General features: G+C 52.3%; 26 protein-coding genes. 17 read left to right on the top strand and 9 right to left on the bottom strand.

The annotated features are described in order from the left end of the window. The 3 genes from C7K08_RS05865 to C7K08_RS05855 form a co-directional block, all read right to left on the bottom strand. A partial coding sequence (locus C7K08_RS05865; RefSeq protein WP_153062412.1) for an amidohydrolase family protein occupies positions 1 to 584 on the bottom strand: 584 nt, incomplete at its 3' end. Then, a complete protein-coding gene (locus C7K08_RS05860) occupies positions 584 to 889 on the bottom strand; it encodes an urease subunit beta (protein WP_106499699.1) in 306 nt (101 codons plus the stop codon). The genes C7K08_RS05860 and C7K08_RS05865, both read right to left, overlap by 1 nt. Next, positions 886 to 1,191, bottom strand: a complete 306-nt coding sequence (locus C7K08_RS05855) for an urease subunit gamma (protein ID WP_106499698.1) — start codon at positions 1,189 to 1,191, stop codon at positions 886 to 888. Before C7K08_RS05855 ends, C7K08_RS05860 begins: the two co-directional genes overlap by 4 nt. Here C7K08_RS05855 and C7K08_RS05850 point away from each other — a divergent pair. Further along, positions 1,186 to 2,106 carry an AEC family transporter gene (locus tag C7K08_RS05850; RefSeq protein WP_241537085.1) on the top strand — a complete coding sequence of 307 codons (921 nt, stop codon included), beginning with the start codon at positions 1,186 to 1,188 and terminating at the stop codon, positions 2,104 to 2,106. The two genes, C7K08_RS05855 and C7K08_RS05850, sit on opposite strands and share 6 nt — an antisense overlap. On the opposite strand, the gene C7K08_RS05845 is transcribed toward C7K08_RS05850, so the two are convergent. Then, on the bottom strand, positions 2,099 to 2,989 hold the full coding sequence (locus C7K08_RS05845) for an urease accessory protein UreD (RefSeq protein ID WP_106499713.1): 891 nt from the start codon (positions 2,987 to 2,989) through the stop codon (positions 2,099 to 2,101). The genes C7K08_RS05850 and C7K08_RS05845 overlap by 8 nt on opposite strands. On the opposite strand from C7K08_RS05845, the gene ureE reads away from it, so the two are divergent. From ureE to C7K08_RS15865, 7 genes are all read left to right on the top strand, one after another. Beyond that, positions 2,988 to 3,473: an urease accessory protein UreE gene (ureE, locus tag C7K08_RS05840; RefSeq protein WP_241537084.1), complete on the top strand. Its 486-nt coding sequence runs from the start codon at positions 2,988 to 2,990 to the stop codon at positions 3,471 to 3,473. The genes C7K08_RS05845 and ureE overlap by 2 nt on opposite strands. Continuing rightward, positions 3,470 to 4,156 (top strand): urease accessory protein UreF, encoded by a 687-nt coding sequence (locus tag C7K08_RS05835; protein WP_106499696.1) that lies wholly within the window; start codon positions 3,470 to 3,472, stop codon positions 4,154 to 4,156. Before ureE ends, C7K08_RS05835 begins: the two co-directional genes overlap by 4 nt. Positions 4,157 to 4,225: 69 nt before the next feature. Next, a complete protein-coding gene (locus tag C7K08_RS05830) occupies positions 4,226 to 4,669 on the top strand; it encodes a nucleotidyltransferase substrate binding protein (protein ID WP_106499695.1) in 444 nt (147 codons plus the stop codon). Then, positions 4,666 to 5,022 carry a nucleotidyltransferase domain-containing protein gene (locus tag C7K08_RS05825; RefSeq protein WP_106499694.1) on the top strand — a complete coding sequence of 119 codons (357 nt, stop codon included), beginning with the start codon at positions 4,666 to 4,668 and terminating at the stop codon, positions 5,020 to 5,022. Before C7K08_RS05830 ends, C7K08_RS05825 begins: the two co-directional genes overlap by 4 nt. A 365-nt stretch (positions 5,023 to 5,387) precedes the next feature. Continuing rightward, positions 5,388 to 5,633: an AbrB/MazE/SpoVT family DNA-binding domain-containing protein gene (locus tag C7K08_RS05820; protein WP_106499693.1), complete on the top strand. Its 246-nt coding sequence runs from the start codon at positions 5,388 to 5,390 to the stop codon at positions 5,631 to 5,633. Next, on the top strand, positions 5,620 to 6,015 hold the full coding sequence (locus tag C7K08_RS05815; RefSeq protein ID WP_106499692.1) for a PIN domain-containing protein: 396 nt from the start codon (positions 5,620 to 5,622) through the stop codon (positions 6,013 to 6,015). Before C7K08_RS05820 ends, C7K08_RS05815 begins: the two co-directional genes overlap by 14 nt. Positions 6,016 to 6,142: 127 nt before the next feature. Then, positions 6,143 to 6,409, top strand: a complete 267-nt coding sequence (locus tag C7K08_RS15865; protein WP_106499691.1) for a hypothetical protein — start codon at positions 6,143 to 6,145, stop codon at positions 6,407 to 6,409. A 6-nt stretch (positions 6,410 to 6,415) separates the two neighbouring features. Here the strand turns inward: C7K08_RS15865 and C7K08_RS05805 are convergent, their stop codons facing one another. The 4 genes from C7K08_RS05805 to C7K08_RS05790 form a co-directional block, all read right to left on the bottom strand. Beyond that, positions 6,416 to 7,219 (bottom strand): ABC transporter permease, encoded by an 804-nt coding sequence (locus tag C7K08_RS05805; protein WP_106499712.1) that lies wholly within the window; start codon positions 7,217 to 7,219, stop codon positions 6,416 to 6,418. A gap of 5 nt (positions 7,220 to 7,224) precedes the next feature. Continuing rightward, positions 7,225 to 8,013, bottom strand: a complete 789-nt coding sequence (locus tag C7K08_RS05800) for an ABC transporter permease (RefSeq protein ID WP_106499690.1) — start codon at positions 8,011 to 8,013, stop codon at positions 7,225 to 7,227. After that, positions 8,010 to 8,987 (bottom strand): ABC transporter ATP-binding protein, encoded by a 978-nt coding sequence (locus tag C7K08_RS05795; protein WP_106499711.1) that lies wholly within the window; start codon positions 8,985 to 8,987, stop codon positions 8,010 to 8,012. The genes C7K08_RS05800 and C7K08_RS05795 overlap by 4 nt, the downstream gene beginning before the upstream one ends. 83 nt (positions 8,988 to 9,070) lie before the next feature. Beyond that, positions 9,071 to 9,871 carry a sulfite exporter TauE/SafE family protein gene (locus tag C7K08_RS05790; RefSeq protein ID WP_106499689.1) on the bottom strand — a complete coding sequence of 267 codons (801 nt, stop codon included), beginning with the start codon at positions 9,869 to 9,871 and terminating at the stop codon, positions 9,071 to 9,073. Positions 9,872 to 9,914: 43 nt separating this feature from the next. Here C7K08_RS05790 and C7K08_RS05785 point away from each other — a divergent pair, with 43 nt between their 5' ends. The 9 genes from C7K08_RS05785 to urtE all read left to right on the top strand — a co-directional run bounded on the left by C7K08_RS05785 (position 9,915) and on the right by urtE (position 18,431). Next, positions 9,915 to 10,775, top strand: coding sequence for an ABC transporter permease (locus tag C7K08_RS05785; RefSeq protein WP_106499688.1), 861 nt, complete (start codon positions 9,915 to 9,917; stop codon positions 10,773 to 10,775). Next, positions 10,772 to 11,566 carry an ABC transporter ATP-binding protein gene (locus C7K08_RS05780; RefSeq protein ID WP_106499687.1) on the top strand — a complete coding sequence of 265 codons (795 nt, stop codon included), beginning with the start codon at positions 10,772 to 10,774 and terminating at the stop codon, positions 11,564 to 11,566. The genes C7K08_RS05785 and C7K08_RS05780 overlap by 4 nt, the downstream gene beginning before the upstream one ends. A 9-nt stretch (positions 11,567 to 11,575) precedes the next feature. Next, positions 11,576 to 12,583, top strand: a complete 1,008-nt coding sequence (locus C7K08_RS05775; protein WP_241537083.1) for an ABC transporter substrate-binding protein — start codon at positions 11,576 to 11,578, stop codon at positions 12,581 to 12,583. Next, entirely contained in the window at positions 12,580 to 13,182 is a 603-nt protein-coding gene (ureG, locus tag C7K08_RS05770; protein WP_106499685.1) for an urease accessory protein UreG, read from the top strand. The genes C7K08_RS05775 and ureG overlap by 4 nt, the downstream gene beginning before the upstream one ends. 93 nt (positions 13,183 to 13,275) lie before the next feature. Further along, positions 13,276 to 14,568 (top strand): urea ABC transporter substrate-binding protein, encoded by a 1,293-nt coding sequence (urtA, locus tag C7K08_RS05765; protein WP_241537082.1) that lies wholly within the window; start codon positions 13,276 to 13,278, stop codon positions 14,566 to 14,568. A 112-nt stretch (positions 14,569 to 14,680) separates the two neighbouring features. Continuing rightward, positions 14,681 to 15,838 (top strand): ABC transporter permease, encoded by a 1,158-nt coding sequence (locus tag C7K08_RS05760; RefSeq protein ID WP_106499684.1) that lies wholly within the window; start codon positions 14,681 to 14,683, stop codon positions 15,836 to 15,838. A gap of 3 nt (positions 15,839 to 15,841) precedes the next feature. Further along, positions 15,842 to 16,966 (top strand): urea ABC transporter permease subunit UrtC, encoded by a 1,125-nt coding sequence (urtC, locus tag C7K08_RS05755; RefSeq protein ID WP_106499683.1) that lies wholly within the window; start codon positions 15,842 to 15,844, stop codon positions 16,964 to 16,966. Next, positions 16,960 to 17,712, top strand: a complete 753-nt coding sequence (gene urtD, locus C7K08_RS05750) for an urea ABC transporter ATP-binding protein UrtD (protein WP_106499682.1) — start codon at positions 16,960 to 16,962, stop codon at positions 17,710 to 17,712. The genes urtC and urtD overlap by 7 nt, the downstream gene beginning before the upstream one ends. Next, on the top strand, positions 17,709 to 18,431 hold the full coding sequence (urtE, locus tag C7K08_RS05745; RefSeq protein ID WP_399216766.1) for an urea ABC transporter ATP-binding subunit UrtE: 723 nt from the start codon (positions 17,709 to 17,711) through the stop codon (positions 18,429 to 18,431). Before urtD ends, urtE begins: the two co-directional genes overlap by 4 nt. A 10-nt stretch (positions 18,432 to 18,441) precedes the next feature. Here the strand turns inward: urtE and C7K08_RS05740 are convergent, their stop codons facing one another. After that, the gene (locus tag C7K08_RS05740) at positions 18,442 to 18,693 is read right to left on the bottom strand and encodes a DUF1830 domain-containing protein (protein ID WP_193464814.1); all 252 of its coding nucleotides are present in this window, start codon (positions 18,691 to 18,693) and stop codon (positions 18,442 to 18,444) included. Positions 18,694 to 18,975 lie beyond the last annotated feature (282 nt).

The raw sequence follows: 18,975 nt of genomic DNA, 5'->3' as shown, positions 1-18,975 counted from the left end.
AAGCCCAGGTTCACCGGTAAACCTTCAGCCGCCTGCAACATCCGGGCCAGGTGAAAAGCCCCCGGCGTGCAGGTGGTGGCATTGGTGCCGGTGGCTGGGCCAGTGCCGCCCCCCAGCAGCGTGGTAACACCACTGGCTAGGGCGGTTTCAATCTGCTGGGGGCTGATGAAGTGAATATGGGTATCTATGGCACCGGCGGTGAGGATATGGCCCTCGCCGGCAATTGCTTCGGTGCCAGGGCCGATCACGATATCGATGTTGTTGCTGATATCAGGATTACCCGCCTTGCCGATGGCGCAGATGCGGCCATCTCTGATGCCAATATCCGCCTTCACAATGCCCCACCAATCAAGGATCAGCGCATTGGTAATCACCGTGTCTACGGCGCCGGCGGCGCGGCTGCTTTGGCCTTGACCCATGCCATCGCGAATTACTTTGCCGCCGCCAAATTTCACCTCATCGCCATAGCTGGTGAAATCCTTTTCCACCTCGAGGATTAATTCTGTGTCGGCCAACCGCAGGCGATCGCCGGTGGTGGGGCCATAGGTTTCGGCGTAGCTGCGGCGATCGATTTGATATGCCATCAGAGAGCTCCGTTGATTTGAGCGTTGAAACCCACCACCCGGCGGGCTCCCACAAAGGGCACCAGCTGCACTTGGCGTTGATCGCCGGGTTCAAAGCGAACGGCGGTGCCGGCGGGAATATCAAGCCGTTGGCCCCGGGCTGCTTCCCGATCGAATAGCAGCGCAGGATTGGCTTCGGCAAAATGGAAATGGGAGCCCACCTGGATGGGGCGATCGCCGCTATTGGCCACCATCAAATTGGTAACAGGGCGGCCGGCATTGAGTTCAATGCTGCCTGGTTCCGGTAGCAGTTCGCCTGGGATCATGGCCTGATTGGTTGGTGCAGGGTTACAAGCTTGGTGCCATCGGGAAAGGTGGCTTCCATTTGCACTTCATCTATCAGTTCCGCCACCCCAGCCATCACTTGGCTGCGGTTTAACCAAGTACTGCCTTCCTGCATAAGGGCCGCTACGGTTTTGCCATCCCGCGCCCCCTCCAGGATTTGAAAGCTGAGCCAAGCCACCGCCTCCGGGTGGTTCAGTTTCAAACCTCTCGCTAAGCGCCGCTCCGCCAATAGGGCTGCGGTAACAATTAAGAGCTTGTCTTTTTCCTGGGGAGATAGGTGCATGGGCTGCAATCACTGTTGATCGTTGGGGGGGCTGTGCTGCCACTTTTGCTGGAACTAATCCCAACTTTGGCCCTTGGCTTGGCCATCGGTATGCGTTGGCCGCTACTGCCTGGAGCATTGGCGCAACCGCTGGTGCGCTTTGGCATTCCCTTGAGTGTGGCTGCTTTGCTGCTGCGTTCTGGCTTAAATCGGGATTTTTTACAGGCGGGCGCCCTGGCACTGCTATTGATTGCTGCATTGATGTTGTTGTTGCAGCGTTGGCCGCGGCTGCTGCCCTCTGGGGTGTTGCAACTGGGGGCGGTAACGGGTAACACCACCTACTTCGGCATTCCGGTGGCCTTGGCCCTATTGCCACCCCAGGCCCTAGGGGCTGCCATCGCCTACGACCTGGCCGGCACACTTTTGAGTTGGACCCTCGGCCCACGCCTGGTGGCAGCCGCCGGCCAGGGGCGCCGTTCCTTCCGCCGCGATCTGGGCCAAAGCCCAGCCACCCATGGCTTTTTGCTTGCCTTTGTGCTGCAACTAACCCCATGGCAAGCACCCCTTGCTGCCCTGCTCTGGTGGCCAGCCCGCTTGGTGTTGCTGTTGGCTTTATTGCTGGTGGGGATGCGTTTGGGGGTGATGTTGAACCAAGGCGAAATCCAGCCTGGTTTCAATTGGCGCCCTTTGGCGCCTGCTTTGCTTTTTAAAATGCTGCTGTTGCCGCTGTTGTTTGCAATTCTTGGCCGCCTACTTGCATTGCCAGCTGGTGTGGCTGATGCCTTAGTGCTGCAGGCGGCAGCCCCCACAGCGATCTCAGTGCTGTTGATGGCGGAGGCGGAAGGGGAAGGCGTTAATGCAGCGGCAGGTTTGGTGCTAATAAGCACTGCAATGGCTCTAATTACTGTGCCGTTGTGGTGGTGGCTGCTCAGTTGAGAGCTGGGGCATGTGAATATTCCTGCAGGGGCCACACCCTTGGCGCTAGCGGCGCACTTAAACCGCGCAGTTGGCGAATCCGGGCCCATAGGCGATAAAACCAGTGGCGGGCCGCTTGGCTGGAGGGTCCCCGGTAGCGGGCAATTAAGCCCTGTTGCAGGCTGCCAAGGGCCATTTCTCCCTCGAGTTCCAGGCTGTCTTGGCGGCCTTGGTTGATTAGGGCTTGGAGTTTGTTGCTATCCAGGGGGCTTGGTGCCGCCCACACCAGGCTGGCCAGCACCGGCTGGCCCTTGAGCCCATGGGCGCTATCAAGGCAATCCCGATTGATTTGGAGCCGATCCACCAGTTCCCAGCGCCGGCCGCTGGCTGATTTGCGCTGGATTTCGAGGCTGCTGCGCCAGCAACCATTGCCCAGGGTTTCTCCCCTGGCGGTGCGGCCAAATCGCACCACATCGATGCCTAGCCAGCTGGCGTTTTCAGCTAACTCCAGCCGCTGCTGCTGTTGCAGCAGGCCCCCTTCAAATACCAGGGTTTCCTGGGGCAACCATTCCAGATCAGCGCCCGGCCCTAGCTGGGTTTCTATATCGATGTGGGCCCACTGGCCCTTAATGCCGTAAACCTTTTGGGCTGCCACGCTGGTTATCAGGGCGCGGCTGTTGGCGCCAAGCCCTAGTTCGATTTTGAGTTGATCACCGCCCACCAGGCCGCCGGCTGTATGCAAAAGGGGCAGTTCACAGCGGCCATCGGCGCCAGCAAATGCCCGCATTAGCTTTAAAGGGGCGGTGCTGCCCCCTTGAAAGCTGGTGAGCCCTTGGCTGCTGGCTGCAAATTGCAAATTTGCTGTGCCCCGCCAAGGGCTAGGGGTGGCAGTGGCTTGGGCCATGGGGTTATGGCAGCTTGGATCCATGCAACAGGAAACCAGGCCATTGCTGCTGCAGCATCGCTGCAGTTCCGCAGCTGGAGAGGCTTTATTGCAGCTGCCACTCACGGCGGCTGAACGGCAGATCTGCCGCGGTTTGCGCCGCTGCAGTGGCGGCCAAGAGGTGTTGCTGCAGTTGCCAAGGGGCGAACCCCTGGCACCAGGGCAATTATTAGGGGCCGTGGAAAATATGCCACTAGCTGTAGTGGTGGCTGCAGATGAACCACTACTGGTGGTGTGCAGCAATGATCCCCTGGCCCTGCTGCAGGCTGCATATCACCTCGGTAATCGCCACGTGGCCTTGGAGTTGCAAGCCGATCAATTAAGGCTTTTGGCCGACCCTGTTTTGGAGCATTTATTAGGCCACCGCGGTTTGCAAGTTGCCCACCTGCAGGCCCCCTTCCTGCCCGAAAGTGGCGCCTATGGCGCTAGCCATAGCCATCCATGACCCTGCCCCTGGCCTTACTGCAACTTGTGAGCCCCGCTTTGCCGGTGGGTGCTTTCAGCTATGCCGAAGGTTTGGAGGTGTTAGTGCAGGCGGGTGAGCTCAGGGATGGGGCAACCCTGAAGGCCTGGCTTGAGGCTGAATTGCAATTTGGTTTGCTTGCGGTGGAGGCAGCTGCCCTAGGGCCTATGCAACAGGCCTTTAAAACTTCAAATATGGAGCAGTTGCTTGATCTAAATGGTTGGTTGATCGCCCAGCGGGAAGCGCCTGAAATACGGGCGCAGCAGTGGCAAATGGCTGGTTCCCTACTACAACTACTTGCCGCGATGGGCTGGCCATTAACTGAGCAGAGCCAGGGCTTGAAGTTAACGGGCTTGAAGTTAACGGGTTTGGGTTGGACTGCTGCTTGGGCTTGGGCCGGCCATTGTTTAGATCTAGCGGCAACTGATTTAGTGGAGGCTTATTTATATGGTTGGCTGGCAAATCAAATCAGTGCAGCAGTAAGGTTGATACCCCTTGGTGCAACTGAAGGCCAATGCCTGCAGCTGCAATTGGTTCCTTTAATTAGTAGCCAAGCTAATTATTTAATCAGCCAAGATCCACGCCAAATGTTTAGCTCCGGGGTGGGGGCAGGCCTTGCTCAATTGCAGCATGGAGCCCTTTATTCGAGGCTTTTTAGGAGTTAATAATTCAAGGTTTGGCTGGCAACGCGGCAGGGCTACTGGCACCATTGGTTTGAAGAGCTTGGCTATCCGTTGACTTCCTCCAGTGATGAGCGCCACGACATCCGCTGGATTCAGCGTTTCGACAACTTCAAGCGAGCCTTTGCCCGGTTGAGCGAGGCGTCTGAGCTGGCGGATCAGCGTGATCTATCGGATCTGGAGCGGCAGGGGCTCATCCAAGCCTTCGAATTTACCCATGAGCTTGCATGGAATACGTTCAAGGATTTCCTCAGCGCCCGCGGTTCATTCCAGAAACTGTATGGATCAAAGGACGCCACCCGCGCTGCCTTCGCCGCAGAACTCATCGAAAACGGCGAGGCATGGATGGAAATGATCAAGCATCGCAATGAGTCGTCTCACACTTACAACAACGACGTGGCCGTAAAGATCATGGAGGCAGTTTTAACGCTCTATGTTCCTGCGTTCGCAGCATTCCAGCGCCGGTTTCTTGAACTGGAGAAGGAGGATTCCGCATGAACCACGGTTTGCGTGAGGTCACGGTGGAACGCATCAGGGCCGTGTTGGCCCAATTTCCCGAGGTGGAAAAGGCCGTGCTTTATGGCTCGCGTGCCAAGCAAACCTATCGCCCAGGTTCAGACATAGACCTAACACTCTGCGGTGATGAACTGGATCACACTCTGCTGACGCGAATTAGTAACGAGCTGGATGAGCTTTTGCTGCCATATCAAATTGATCTCTCTCTGATGGCCTCATTAAGCCATCCCGCCCTGCTCAACCACATCAGCCGTGTTGGCGTTGTGCTTTATGCGAAAAGTAGTGCCCCACTAAAGGCCTGCAGCTTTGAAAATCAGTCACACTTATTACAATGATCGCCTCTGCCACTGCTGCGCACCATCACAGCCGATATTTGCCATAGAGGGGACAGGTTCTTTTGGCGCGGGCCTCTGCCGAGAGTTGATGGCATCGGGCTTTCCTGTTTTGGAGATTAATCGTGCGATCAGATCAATCAGATCAAAGCAATCCTAATAACCGCTAGCTGTCAGGTAGGCGGCCAGTGCCAACGTAGCCGTTTGGGCGATGAAATCATGAGCTGGCGGGTTGATCCACACCACTTCTGGCTGCCTACAGCCGCTGGTGCGGGGATGACGTTGTGGATGACGCCTTCGCCAACGCGAGCTCAAAGTTCAGCGGCGTAGTGCCGCATCGGTAAGGCAAATGGCCTTACGATTATTCAATGGCAACTATCACGCTCACTAGTAAGGGGCAATTGACGATTCCCCGTCAGTTACGAGAGGCGCTTGGCCTGGCACCTGGTGCCAGGCTGCAGGCCTCCATCGATCGGAACGGCCGATTGGTGCTGGTGCCCTCCAAATACGAGCCGGAGGATCTGTTCCGAAACCGTCCCAAAGTGGATCGGGTGTTGACCATTCACGACATGGACCGGGCCATTGCCCTGGCTGTAGGCGGTGAGGACACTTGACACCAACGTGGTGGTGCGGCTGCTGATTGGGGATGACCCACAGCAAACCCCGATCGCCGAGCAAGCCTTTCTCGATGCCATCGCCAGTGGTGGTATTTACCTGCCCGATGTGGTGCTAGCCGAGGTGGCTTGGGTGCTCCGGGGATACAACCTTGAGCGTGCAACCCGCTACCAGCTACTGGAGCGGCTGGTGCGCACCCGCGGTGTGGTGGTGGATGACATCGACGCGGTGATCGATGCCCTTGAGCAATTTCGCCAGGGAGGAGATCTGGCTGATCAGTTGATTCTGGCCCGGGCCACCAACATCGGGGCATTGCCAGTGCTGAGCTTTGACCGGCGGTTTGCCGCTTCTCAAGGTGTTGAACTGCTTCGATCAAGCTGAGCTCGCCCCCCAATGCCAGCGCGATGGTGAGGTTTCGGTAGCTGGGAAGTAGCGGATTTTCATGGCGCCCGCGGCACCGCCCGGCCGCGAGGTCGATGCTCGAAGCCGATCTGTTTGATGAAGTCACTTGGGGCTCAATAGCAGCAATAACCCCAACTACTGCCAACGGGTTACAGCAGACGATGGCAAATTAGGCAACACACATCTCAAGAATTTTCAAGATAACGAAAAAACAGTTCCCACAATCCTCACCACTTCCCAAAAACTCACACCACTGCTGCAGCTTCGTTACCAAAAAAGCATTTCAGATGCCGTAGCAGACCTTGGAAAGGCAGAAGAAATCGGCATACTATTTTCAAGTTTTCAGAAATATCTTTATGAAGTAGCAAATTAAGTGTTATTAACTAGAAGCAGATGTGTAAAATCGTTGCGCATAGTTCCATAATAAGCGGCTGCCGGTTAAACAAATTCCTGCAACACCTAAAGCGCCGATTGCCCAGATGCTTGAACTTTTACCAAGTAGCGCCTCTGCCGGAATAGTTGTTAGAAATGCCACCGGTAATACAAAAGTAAAAATTAACCTAAGCGCAGGGGGGTAGGCGCTAACGGGATATCTACCAGCAACTAAGGTATACCTTAAAACTTCGGTGGCATTCCACACTTTGATGAACCAAATACTTAGAGCTGCTAATACAAACCAGAGGCTATAGAGTATTGCTAAAGAAGCTATAAGTAGTGCAATGGCAAGCAGCATGGCTCCACCGGATGGCAGGCCGTAGCCAATGCTTGAACTTGGCTTGATTAATGCCCAGCTAATTAAACAAAAGCCTGCAATTATTCCAGGTAAACCCCAGGGGGACACCGTGCGGGTGGAAAGCCAAAATTGGCTATCTATTGGTTTTAGTAATACATAATCAAGGGTGCCCGTTTGGATATGATTCACGATGCGGCTCAGATTTGGTTGCAACACGCAGGTTGTAAATCCATCTAAAATTGTATATAAACCTAATACTATTAATGAGCCATTCCAGCTCCAGCCCCCCAGGGAAACGCCATTGCCAAATAACAGCTTAAGCACAAATATGCTGCCAGCTAAATTGCCAAGCACAGATAACAATTCAACCCAGGCATTGAGCGGATATTCAAATTCAGCTGCAATGGAGCTACTCCAAAAGCAACATAAACTGCTCCAATAGCGTTTTATTTCCTTCATGCTCCCATGGCGGAGTAACGCCTTAGGCCCGCCCGCCAGAGCAGATGGCAAATTGGCAGTAGTAATAAACACCAGGCAGTGATTGCCGCAAACCCAAGCGCAATATTCACCGGTTCACCTGCTATTAGCCTTGCAGGAAAATCAATCATCCAGGGGAAGGGGGTTGCCATCGCAAGCCGCTTTACGGCAGGTGGAAAGGTATCTATGGGCGCCACAATACCCGAAAGAAACATATATGGAATCATAAGTAAGCGATCAATTGCAGCTGCTTTTTCACTCCAAAAGCAGAAAGTAGTTAATACAAGTTGCAGTAAGAATCTAAGTAAAAATGCAGCCATAATTGCCATAAATCCAAAAAATAGCGCCCCCGCTGATGGCAGCCAGATTAAGCCAGGTGCAGCTATTCCAAGCAGTGCTAGCAGCACCGCAACAATGGGAATGCGAGATGCCTGTTCACTTAAATGGGCGGTTAGGTAGCGCCATAAAGGCGATATCGGTTGCAGTAAAAAAGGTGATAATCTGCCTTGCAGAGCATCTTCTTCAAATACATTTATTAACCACACCACCGTAAATTGCCTCACCACAAAAGCAGCAAGAAAATAGCGACTCAGCTGCTGCGCTGATATGCCCGCAGCATTAGCTGCGCCAGAGCCGCTCCACACCCCCAGCATTATCAAAGGCAGCACCCCTGAAAGTGCCCAGAGGATAATTTCTGCTCGATATTCCAGCATTAGGGCGTATTGGCTTGTTATCAGCGCCCGAGCTACCCGCCATGCCCATTTCATAACTTATCCCTATGGCGAAATAGGCCGCCAATCAATTCCTCTATCGGCGGGGCACTCACTTCTAGGTCAACCACTTCAAAGCGCTTTAGTAATGCTGCTACCCGTTCCGATAGTTCAGCGCGAGGTATTAACAGCTGCACCTGGTGGCCCTCCAGGGAGTGAATATCGCCGTAGCCGCGGAAATCCTCAATGCTATGAATTTTGCTTAGTTCCATGCGCACTTGGCTGCAGGGGGCAAGCTTTTGGGTTAGTTCGCTGAGGGAACCATCATGAAATAATTCACCTTGATGGATGAGTAATACCCGTGGACATAGGGTGGTGATATCGCCCATGTAGTGGCTTGTGAGCAGCATTGTTGCCCCCGTTCGTTTGTTGTAATCAGCCAGGAATTCCCTAACCCGCACCTGGGCATTTACATCTAAGCCCAGGGTTGGTTCATCAAGAAATAACACGGCAGGTTGATGTAGTAACGCTGCAAGTAATTCCGTTTTCATTCTCTGGCCCAGCGACAATTTTCGCAATGGCCTTAGCAGCTCTTCGCCAAGTTCTAACATTTCTGCAAGTTCATTTATACGGCGCTGCGCTTCTTTTTCTGGGATGCCGTAAACAGCCGCATTAACTTTTAATGAATCAAGAGCTGGAAGATCCCACAACAATTGTTGCCTATTACCCATCACCAGGGTGATCTGGCCTAAAAATCGCGCTTTTCGTTGCCATGGTTTATGGCCAGCTACTGAGAGTTTGCCACTAGTGGGATGAATTAGGCCCGTGAGCATTTTTAAAGTTGTTGTTTTTCCTGCCCCATTAGGGCCAAGAAAACCAACAATTTCACCCGGTTCGATGCAAAAACTAATTTTATTTACCGCAGTTATCTCCCGGTGTTTGCGTTGCACTAAATGCCGCAATGTTCCGGCAAATCCCGGTTGCTTTTCGCTAATTCGATAGGTTTTGCTTAACTCCTCCGCATTAATTATGGCCACTGGCTAGCGCCCGTTTGAACTGCTTTGGGCAAGGTTAGCCTGCCTTTGATGCCAGCGGCTGCCGCCTCTCCAGAGCGCTAGGCCGGTAGGCCTGGATTAAGCCGCCATAAAAAACTGGCCGCTTCTAAACACACCACCACAATTAAAGAGCGGAATATCCATTGGCTTGCCTGGCTGCCCAGGGCCAGTTTTGCAGCTAAATTTGCCCCAACCATGCTCGATAGCGATAGCGGCAAGGCCCAAAGCCAATTGATATCACCGCGCAAACCAAATATCACTAATGCCACTAAACTTGAACTTAACCTCACAAAACATTTGAGGATATTTGCTGTTTTTAGTGGTATTTTGCCGGCTAGCACTAGCACCAGTAATGTCATCACCCCAGAACCCAGGGAGATAAAACCGGCCCACAGCCCTGTTAGGGCCATTAGGCCATAGAAAAGGGGCCCCAACTCCGTGGTTTGGTTATTTGCAACCACGGACTCTTCTTTTAAAAGCTCTGCTGGTTTAGTGATCAGGGTGATCAACACAAATAGGAGTGAAATAGCCACGGCCAAGCTGATCCAGCGATCAGCTAAGGCGGTTGCCCCAAAGGCGCCAATGCTGGCGCCGATCACCATTGGAGCTGTGGCCTTCAGGGTTAGCTTCCAAGGGATTGCACCAGCCTGCTGAAAGCGCCAGGTGGCAGTGGCCAAACCAGCAACAGCCGCCAATCGGTTGGTGCCATTGGCAAGCCCTGGCGCCAGCCCCAGGCTGATCATGGTGGGCAAGGTAACGGTGGCACCACTGGCGGCAATCGTGTTGATGAATCCCCCCGCTAGGCCGCAGGCGATTAAGGCTGCAAGGGTTAGGGGGTCGATCGCGCTGAAATCAAGCAATTGCGGTTAGGGGCAGCACAATGGGGTTTAGAAGCTGTTGGCAATGTTTTCACTTTGGCTTGGTGCTTACAACCAGGGCCTTGCCTATGCCGGCCTTGCCCTTGGCGTTTACCTCACCCTGCGGGTACTTAATTTCGCTGATATCACCGTAGACGGCTCCTTTGCCCTCGGTGGGGGCATGGCAGCAGTACTTATCACTAACAACATCAATCCCGCTGTTGCCCTAATTGCGGCAGTGCTTAGTGGTGCCTTAGCCGGCTGTGTGACCGCCTTGATTCACACCCGCCTTGGCGTTAATGATTTGTTTGCCGGCATCCTCACCAGCACAGGGCTCTACTCGATCACCCTGCGTTTGATGGATAGATCAAATATCCCTTTGATCGGTTTGGATTTTGGCCTTGATAGCGATGCCGATTGGGCCCTTGCCCTGAGCTTGGTGGTGCTGGGCTTAATCGCTTTGCTTGCCCTGTTGCTCGCCACAGATTTAGGGCTTGCTTTGAGGGCCCTTGGCAATAACCCCACCATGGCCCGGGCCAATGGTGTGAGTGGTGCCAAGGGCCTAACCATCGGCATTGCTTTAGCGAATGGTTTGGTGGCCCTAGCCGGTGGATTAGTTGCCTTCTATCAGGGTTTTGCCGATGTAACCATGGGGCTTGGTTCCTTAATCCTTGGCCTTGGGGCTGTGATTGTTGGTGAATCGATTTGTAGGCCGCGCACGATCCCCATGGCCCTTGCTGCTGTGGTGCTGGGCTCAATCCTGTTTCGTTTGATGATTGCAATTGCCTTGCAACTGGGTTTGGAGCCGGTGGATTTAAAGCTGGTAACAGCCCTACTGCTGCTTGGCGCCTTAACGCTTGGCCGGCTGCGTTTACCGGGCCTTGCCGATGGGGGCCGGCGGTTATGAGTTTGCACATTGAAGGTTTGGCCTGGGGCCACAGCCAACCCGGCGGTGGTTGGCGGCAGCTTTTCAAGGATTTCAACCTTGAGTGCCCCACGGCTCAATTCTTGGTGGTTATCGGCAGCAATGGCTCCGGTAAGTCGACCCTGCTCAATTTGGTGGCTGGCACCCTTCCCGCCCAGGCCGGCAGCTTGAAATTGGGGGAGCGCTCCCTACAAAAGCTGAGCGATTACCGCCGGGCTCGCTGGATTGGTCGTGTGATGCAAAATCCGTTAGATGGCACAGCCCCTGGCCTCAGCATCGCTGAAAATCTGCGCTTAGCTGAATCGCGCCGCCATTCCCCATTTCGCCTGCAAAGCTTGCTCGGCATCCATCCCAATCAAGCCGACCTGCGCCGTTATCAAGAGCTGTTGGAAAGCCTTGGTTTACCCCTTGCCGATCGGGTGAATACACCGATTGGTCAACTATCTGGCGGCCAGCGACAAACGATCAGCCTGGTGATGGCCACCTTGGCGGAACCGCAGCTGCTGTTGCTTGATGAACACACCGCTGCCCTAGATCCCAAGGCGGAGGCCCTAGTTATGCAATTAACGGAGCGGTTAGTGCGGCGCTTGGGTACCACCACCTTGATGGTTACCCACAGTTTGGAGCAGGCCCTAAACCACGGCGATCGCCTTTTGATGCTCCATGAGGGCCAGGTGGTGGGCGATTGGAGCGGCGCCGACAAAGCAGCCCTCAGCGTTGCCAGCTTGCGGGAACTTTATGGCTCCGCCAAAGTGCAGTTATCCGATGTTTGATTGATGGGAATGGATCGTCGTGCATTTTTAGGGCTGGCCGGAGCTGGCTTGGGCGGAACAGTGCTGCTGGCTGCCTGCTCCCAAATTGGTGGAAATAAGCGCGTTAAAGGTCCCACCATTGGCATGCTGCAATTCATTGATGCGGCACCGCCCAATTCAGTGCGCAAGGGTTTCATGGCAGCCCTTGCAAAGGCCGGTTATGTGGAGGGTAAATCCCTCAATGTGATTCAAAAAGATGCAGCCGGTGAATTGGCTAACACCACTTTGGTGGCTAAACAATTCGTGGGTGCACCGGTAGATCTATTCCTGGCAATTGGCACGCCACCACTGCAGGCTGCCATGCAGGTGGCCCCAGCTACCTTGCCGGTGGTGTTTTGCTACTGCTCCAATCCCTGGGGTGCGGGAGCTGGCACACCCCCTGGCGGTGTGGGCCAACACAAGCCAAATGTGGTGGGCACTATTGGCACCAACCCAGTGGGAAAAGAGTTAGATCTTGCCCGTGAAGTGGATCCAAATTTGAGCACCGTTGGCTTGATCTACAACCCAGGGGAGCCCAATTCCGAATTTGAAGCGAAAGTGCTGCTGCAGGAGGCAGCCCGCCGCGGCATACGAGTGGAAACCCAGCCCGTTGCTAATTCCGGTGAGGTGTTGCAAGCAGCTCAAGCGCTGGCGGAAGACAAGGTTGGTGCTTTTGTGAAAATTGGTGATTACGCCACTATCCAAGCCTTTAGTTCGATCTGCAAAGTGGGGCTGGAACGCAAAATCCCCGTTTATTCCGTAGATCCCCCTGATATTGATCTGCCCGGTTGTTTGGGGGTGATCGGTTGGAGTTATTACGACGATGGTTTTGCAGCTGGTGAATTGGCCGTGCGGGTATTGAAAGGCGAATCACCAGCGAAAATGGCGTTTGAACCACTCACAAAAACGGAACTGCTGCTCAATCGCACCACAGCAAAAGCAATTGATGTAACCCTGTCTGAGCCGTTGCTGCAACGGGCAAATAAAGTGGTGGGATGAGTCGTTTGCGGGTTGGGGTGGCTGGGCCGGTGGGCTGCGGCAAAACAGCCCTGGTGGAAGCCCTATGCAAGCGTTTGCGGGAACGGCTGCAAATTGCAGTTGTTACCAACGACATCTACACCCAAGAGGATGCCCAGTTTTTAACGCGGGTGGGTGCCTTGGCCCCCGAAAGAATCCGTGGCGTGGAAACCGGAGGCTGCCCCCACACGGCCATTCGAGAGGATTGCTCGATCAACCGGGCAGCGGTGGAGGAATTAGAGCGGGCTTTCCCAGATCTTGATTTAGTGCTGGTGGAAAGCGGTGGCGACAACCTTGCTGCCAGCTTTAGCCCCGAATTAGTGGATCTTTGTATTTATGTGATCGATGTGGCCGCCGGCGATAAGATCCCCCGTAAGGGGGGCCCCGGTATTACCCGTTCAGATTTGTTGGTGATAAATAAGATCGATCTGGCAGCCATGGTGGGTGCTGATCTGGCTTTGATGAATAGCGACACCGAACGCATGCGTGCTGCAAGGCCCTGGTGTTTTACCAACCTAAAAACAGGTGAAGGTGTTGAGCAAGTGGAGCAATTCCTGTTGCAACAGTTACCAAACTTCTAGGAAGGTTTCAATCGCTACAACCGCTTCCCCCGCCTAGCCATAAGTTCCAAAACGTACACCGCCGCATCGCGGGTCAAAACTTGGAGTTTTTGCATGGCGTCCGTTCGCTCTAACAAGCTTTTTGTTCGTGCCCTAGGCGGCACAACAGCTTTGATCACCAGCCTTTCGGTTGTTTCTTGCAGTGGTGAAAAAAAGGCTGAAGGGGGATTTGATGGTGAGGTAAAGGTGGGCATCCTGCACTCCCGCAGTGGCACCATGGCCATCTCTGAAAATACGGTGGCTGAAGCTGAATTAATGGCTATTGATGAGATCAACGCTAAAGGTGGCGTTGTTATCGATGGTAAAAAATTAAAGATCGTTCCAGTTGAGGAAGATGGCGCCTCTGATTGGCCCACCTTTGCTGAAAAATCCAAAAAGCTTATCGATCAAGATAAGGTTGCCGTTGTGTTTGGCGGTTGGACTTCCGCCAGCCGTAAGGCGATGTTACCGGTTTATGAAGCCAAGGATCACTTCCTCTTTTACCCAATTCAATACGAGGGTCAGGAGTGTTCCAAAAACATTTTCTATAGCGGTGCAACCCCAAATCAACAGGCTGAACCAGCCGTTGATTGGCTCCTGAAAAACAAAGGTAAAGACTTCTTCTTGGTGGGTTCGGATTACGTGTATCCCCGCACGGCTAACACGATCATGAAGGAGCAGTTGAAAGCTAAAGGCGGTAAGTTAGTGGGGGAGGATTATCTACCCTTGGGTAACACTGAAGTGGCCCCAATCATTGCTAAAATTAAACAGGCATTACCTAAGGGTGGTGTGATTGTAAACACCTTGAATGGTGATAGCAATGTTGCATTCTTCAAGCAAATGAAGGCTGCTGGCATCACTCCTGCCAATGGTTATTCCATTATGAGCTTCTCGATTGCAGAAGAGGAGATTGCCGCCATTGGCCCCGAATATCTCGAGGGCACATTTGCTGCCTGGAATTATTTCCAGAGCCTAGATACACCGGCTTCCAAGAAGTTCACAGCTGATTTCAAAGCTAAATATGGCGATAAGCGCGTTACAAACGACCCTGCAGAAGCCGCTTACATGATGGTTTATCTCTGGGCGGCAGCGGCCGAAAAGGCTAAGAGCGTAGACGACAACAAGGTTCGTGAAGCCTTGGTTGGCGTTAGCTTCAATGCGCCGGAGGGCAAGGTAACCGTTCAACCCAATCACCACGTTGAGAAGCTAGTGCTGATCGGTGAGGTGCAAAAGGATGGCATGTTTAAGATTCTCGAAAACCAGGGCTTCAAAAAACCAGTGGCCTGGAACCAATATGTTCCTGAAACCAAAGGTTTCACCTGCGACTGGACACAGAAGCGCCCCGATGCCGGTAAGTACAAAATGTGATCACTGGATAAATTAATTCAATTTATTTAAACTAATTTATAGAGTAGGGGGCATCTGCCCCCTCTCTTTTTCATGGATTTGATTAAATGCTTTTTTTGTTTTTTGAGCTGGTATGAATCTATTTCTCGACACCCTTTTTAATGGTTTGGCAATTGGCTCGGTTTTAGTGTTAGCAGCCCTTGGTTTGGCTGTGGTGTTTGGTTTGATGGGTGTTATCAACATGGCCCACGGTGAATTGATGATGCTTGGGGCCTACACCACATTTGTGGTGCAAAATCTTTTAAAAACAGGCCCTTTGGAAGGCTTGTTTCCGATTTATATATTAATTTCAATACCCTTGGCATTTTTAGTTAGTGGTTTAGCTGGTTTATTGCTGGAGGCAACTGTTATACGCAGGCTTTATGGCAGGCCCCTAGAAACCTTGCTGGCCACATGGGGGGTGAGTTTGATTCTGCAGCAGTTTGTGAGATCGGTATCAACTGCCTTTGCCCTTGGCCTGCTGCTTTCAGTGGCCCTCGGCCTATTTGTGCATCGCTTCCTGCCAAGCCATTGGTGGCAGCAGCGTTGGGCACCGCTGCTTAATTTTGTTAATTGGTTATTAGCTTCAGCCATAGGTATTGGCTTAGCTGCTTCCCTTGGCAGCGTTAGGGTATTAGATCAAGCCTGGTTTAGCGCAAGAAATATTGATGTTACAGCGCCCCAATGGTTGCGGGGTTCCATTGATATCGGCTCTGTAAATATGCCCGTGGCGAGATTATTTATAATTGGCCTAACTATTATTGCCCTGGTTTCAGTGAACTGGTTTTTACAAAAAAGCGTATGGGGTATTCGGATTCGAGCCGTTACCCAAAATCGTTCGATGAGCAACTGCTTGGGTATCCCCACTGAAACCGTAGATGCCCTCACTTTTTTGGTGGGATCAGGTTTGGCCGGTGTGGCAGGAGTTGCTGTAACCCTATTGGGTTCCGTTGGCCCCAATCTTGGTGGTAATTACATCGTTGACTGCTTCATGGTGGTGGTGCTGGGTGGTGTTGGCAAACTGCTGGGCACCGTGCTGGCGGCCCTTGGCATTGGGGTGCTTAGTTATGTGTTGGGCTCTGGTTCCCTCCTGCTGGTTTGGCCCACCATGCCAGCAGCTTTAAATGAACTTATTACTTTTTTTGCCACAACTTCGATGGCAAAGGTGCTGGTATTTGCCTTGATTGTTGTGTTCCTGCAGTTCCGTCCGGCGGGGTTATTCCCACCCCGGGGACGCATGGTGGAGGTATAGGTGATGAATTTAGTTAATACATCAATGCCTAGGAAGTTGATTTTTCGTTATTTGCCTTTTCTTGTTTTTGTTTGCATAGCTTTAATTCTGCCGCTTTTACTGCCGCCGTTTCGACTCAATCTACTGGGCCGGTTTCTATCCCTTGGTATTGTGGCTTTGGGTATTGATTTGATTTGGGGCTACACGGGCTTACTAAGCCTTGGCCAGGGAATTTTCTTTGCCCTAGGTGGCTATGCCTTGGGAATGCACCTGCAACTGCAAAACCTTGCCCCTGGAGAATTGCCTGAATTCTTTGGTTTATATGGTGTGAAAACCATGCCAGCTTTTTGGCAGCCATTTAACTCGGGAATTTTTACATTTTTTGCCATTTGGATAATCCCTGCATTGGTGGCGGGAATATTGGGGTTTTTAGTGTTTCGTAATCGCATCAAGGGGGTTTACTTCTCAATCCTCACCCAAGCTGCACTGCTGGTTTTCTACAATTTTTTTAATGGTCAGCAGCGTTTAATCAATGGCACAAATGGCCTAAAAACCGACACCGCCCGCTTCCTTGGTGAATTAGTTGGCAGCGACGGCATGCAGCGTAATTTATACTTATTAACTGTGCTTGTGTTATTTCTGGCTTGGTTGTTGTGCAAATGGTTGATTCGTGGCCGCTTTGGAGATGCTTTAATTGCCTTGAGGGATGATGAACAGCGGCTTAGATTTACCGGCTATAATCCCACCGCTTACAAAACACTTGTATTTGTTATTGCTGGTGCCCTAGCTGGCATTAGCGGGGCGCTTTACACGGTGCAATCGGGTATTGTTTCGCCTCAATTTATGGCGGTACCATTTTCTATTGAAATGGTGATTTGGGTTGCTGTGGGCGGCCGCGGCACCCTGGTTGGGGCGATTTTAGGCGCCTTGCTGATCAATTTTGCTAAGAGCTTGATTAGTGAGCAGTTGCCTGAAACTTGGTTGTTTATTCAAGGGGCACTATTCCTTTTAGTTGTTACTGCCTTGCCCGATGGTTTGGTGGGCTGGTGGCGTAATGGTGGGCCGAATCATTTGCTTGCCATGCTAGGCCGCGCCCCAAAGGCAGCTACCTATCCCTCCCTTGATTTAGATCCGGAGCTTAAATCATGACCCCTATTCTTGAGCTGCAGGCGGTTACGGTTAGCTTTGATGGCTTTCTTGCCTTAAATCAACTTGATTTAAAATTAGAAGCTGGTGAATTAAGGGCTGTTATTGGCCCTAATGGCGCGGGTAAAACCACCTTCCTTGATGTGATTACAGGCAAGGTGCGCCCCAGCAGCGGCCAGGTTTTATTCAAGGGTAAGCCATTAATTGGTAAGCCTGAACATCACATCGCCCGCCTCGGCATTGGCCGTAAGTTTCAAACGCCAAGGGTATTTGAAAAGCTCACCTGTAGGCGCAACCTTGAATTGGCCGTTGCCAAGGGTTCCTCCCCCGTAAAGTTGTTGCTAAAGCCACTAACAATTGAGTTGCGTGAGAGGGTGCAACAGCTGCTGCTTTTGGTGGGGCTAGGCGCCCATGATCAGCAATTGGCCGGTGGTTTATCCCATGGCCAAAAACAATGGCTAGAGATAGCAATGCTGGTGGCCCAAGACCCGGAATTGCTATTGGTTGATGAACCGGTGGCTGGTTTAAGTGATGAGGAAACTATTCACACAGCGGCATTATTAAAGGAACTAAGTGGCAGCCACACGGTGCTAGTGATTGAACACGACATGGATTTCATTCGTGATCTGCAGGCACCGGTTACTGTTTTGCATGAGGGTCATGTGCTTTGTGAGGGCCCCATGGATCAGGTGCAGGCCGACCCCAGGGTTATTGATGTTTATCTCGGCCGTGAGGAGGATCAACCATGACAACTAGTTCCATGCCTGTTCTTGATATACATGCTTTGAATGTTTATTATGGCGAGAGCCATATCCTTCGAAATGTTGATCTAAGTGTTCAACCAGGCCAGATGGTTTGTTTGATTGGTCGCAATGGTGTTGGCAAAACTACCTTATTGAAAACAATTATTGGCCTGTTGCAACAGCGCAGCGGCAGCGTTCGATTTGAGGCCAAGGAATTAGAAGATTTGGCTCCCCATCAAAGGGCCCGTTCTGGCATCGCCTATGTGCCCCAGGGCAGGGAAATAATCCCCCAGTTGAGCGTTAAGGAAAACCTGCTTCTCGGTTTGGAGGCCTTGCCCGGCGGCTTGCGGCGCCATCGCCACATCGACCCCCAGGTATTTGAGCTCTTCCCTGTGCTGGAGGGTTTTTTGCAGCGCCGCGGCGGCGACCTCAGTGGCGGCCAGCAGCAGCAATTAGCGATTGCTCGGGCCTTGCTGGGTAAACCAAAACTATTGCTACTTGATGAACCCACCGAAGGCATTCAACCATCGGTGGTTCTTGATATTGAGAGGGCCGTTAAGCGCATTGTTGCCACCACTGGTATCAGCGTGTTGCTTGTGGAGCAGCATTTGCATTTTGTAAGACAAGCCGACTGGTATTACGCCATGCAAAAAGGTGGCATGGTAGCCAGCGGGCCAACCGCAGAACTAAGTAAGGATGTGGTGGATAGATTTTTAAGTGTTTGATATTATTAAATTAAGCGCTTAGCAACATATTGGTTTCTTGGCTCTCTTCGTTATTGAGTTCCCTTGATCGGAGGGTTTCTACGAGTTCAGGTCCGCCGATGCCATGGCTCCAAATCTCCACTTCAGCATCGCCGGGTGCTGAAAAATTCAGTAATTCAAATGGAAAGATCACCCGCTCCAGGTAGTAGTTGTTTGAACCAAAACAACGCAGTATCACCATTCGCTCTAAATCATTGCGGTAGCTGCAATTAAGGATTGCCATTCGGGGTAAGAAGTTTCAAAACCATCAAGCCACGATCGCCCCAAGCCAACAGTTGCAACGGTCACGAAATCGCCATCTAATTACCAAATTTAGATTTTTTTAAGCTTCCTTTAAGCGCCAGGTCGCCCCAGTTGCAAAAGCGTTTCAAATAGTGGTTTTGCCAATGGCAGCGCTGCCGCTGTGATCGGTTTGCAATCGAGGCTATTTATTAATAGTGCGGGTTCCCCCGGGGTTAGGGCATCGCCAAGGGCAGTTTCTATGGCTATTCCTCGACCTATGGCC

The organism is Synechococcus lacustris str. Tous, assembly GCF_003011125.1.
Lineage (GTDB): Bacteria > Cyanobacteriota > Cyanobacteriia > PCC-6307 > Cyanobiaceae > Synechococcus_D > Synechococcus_D lacustris.
The sequence above is the reverse complement of the archived record's forward strand: the minus strand, read 5'-3'. Positions and strand labels throughout refer to the sequence as shown.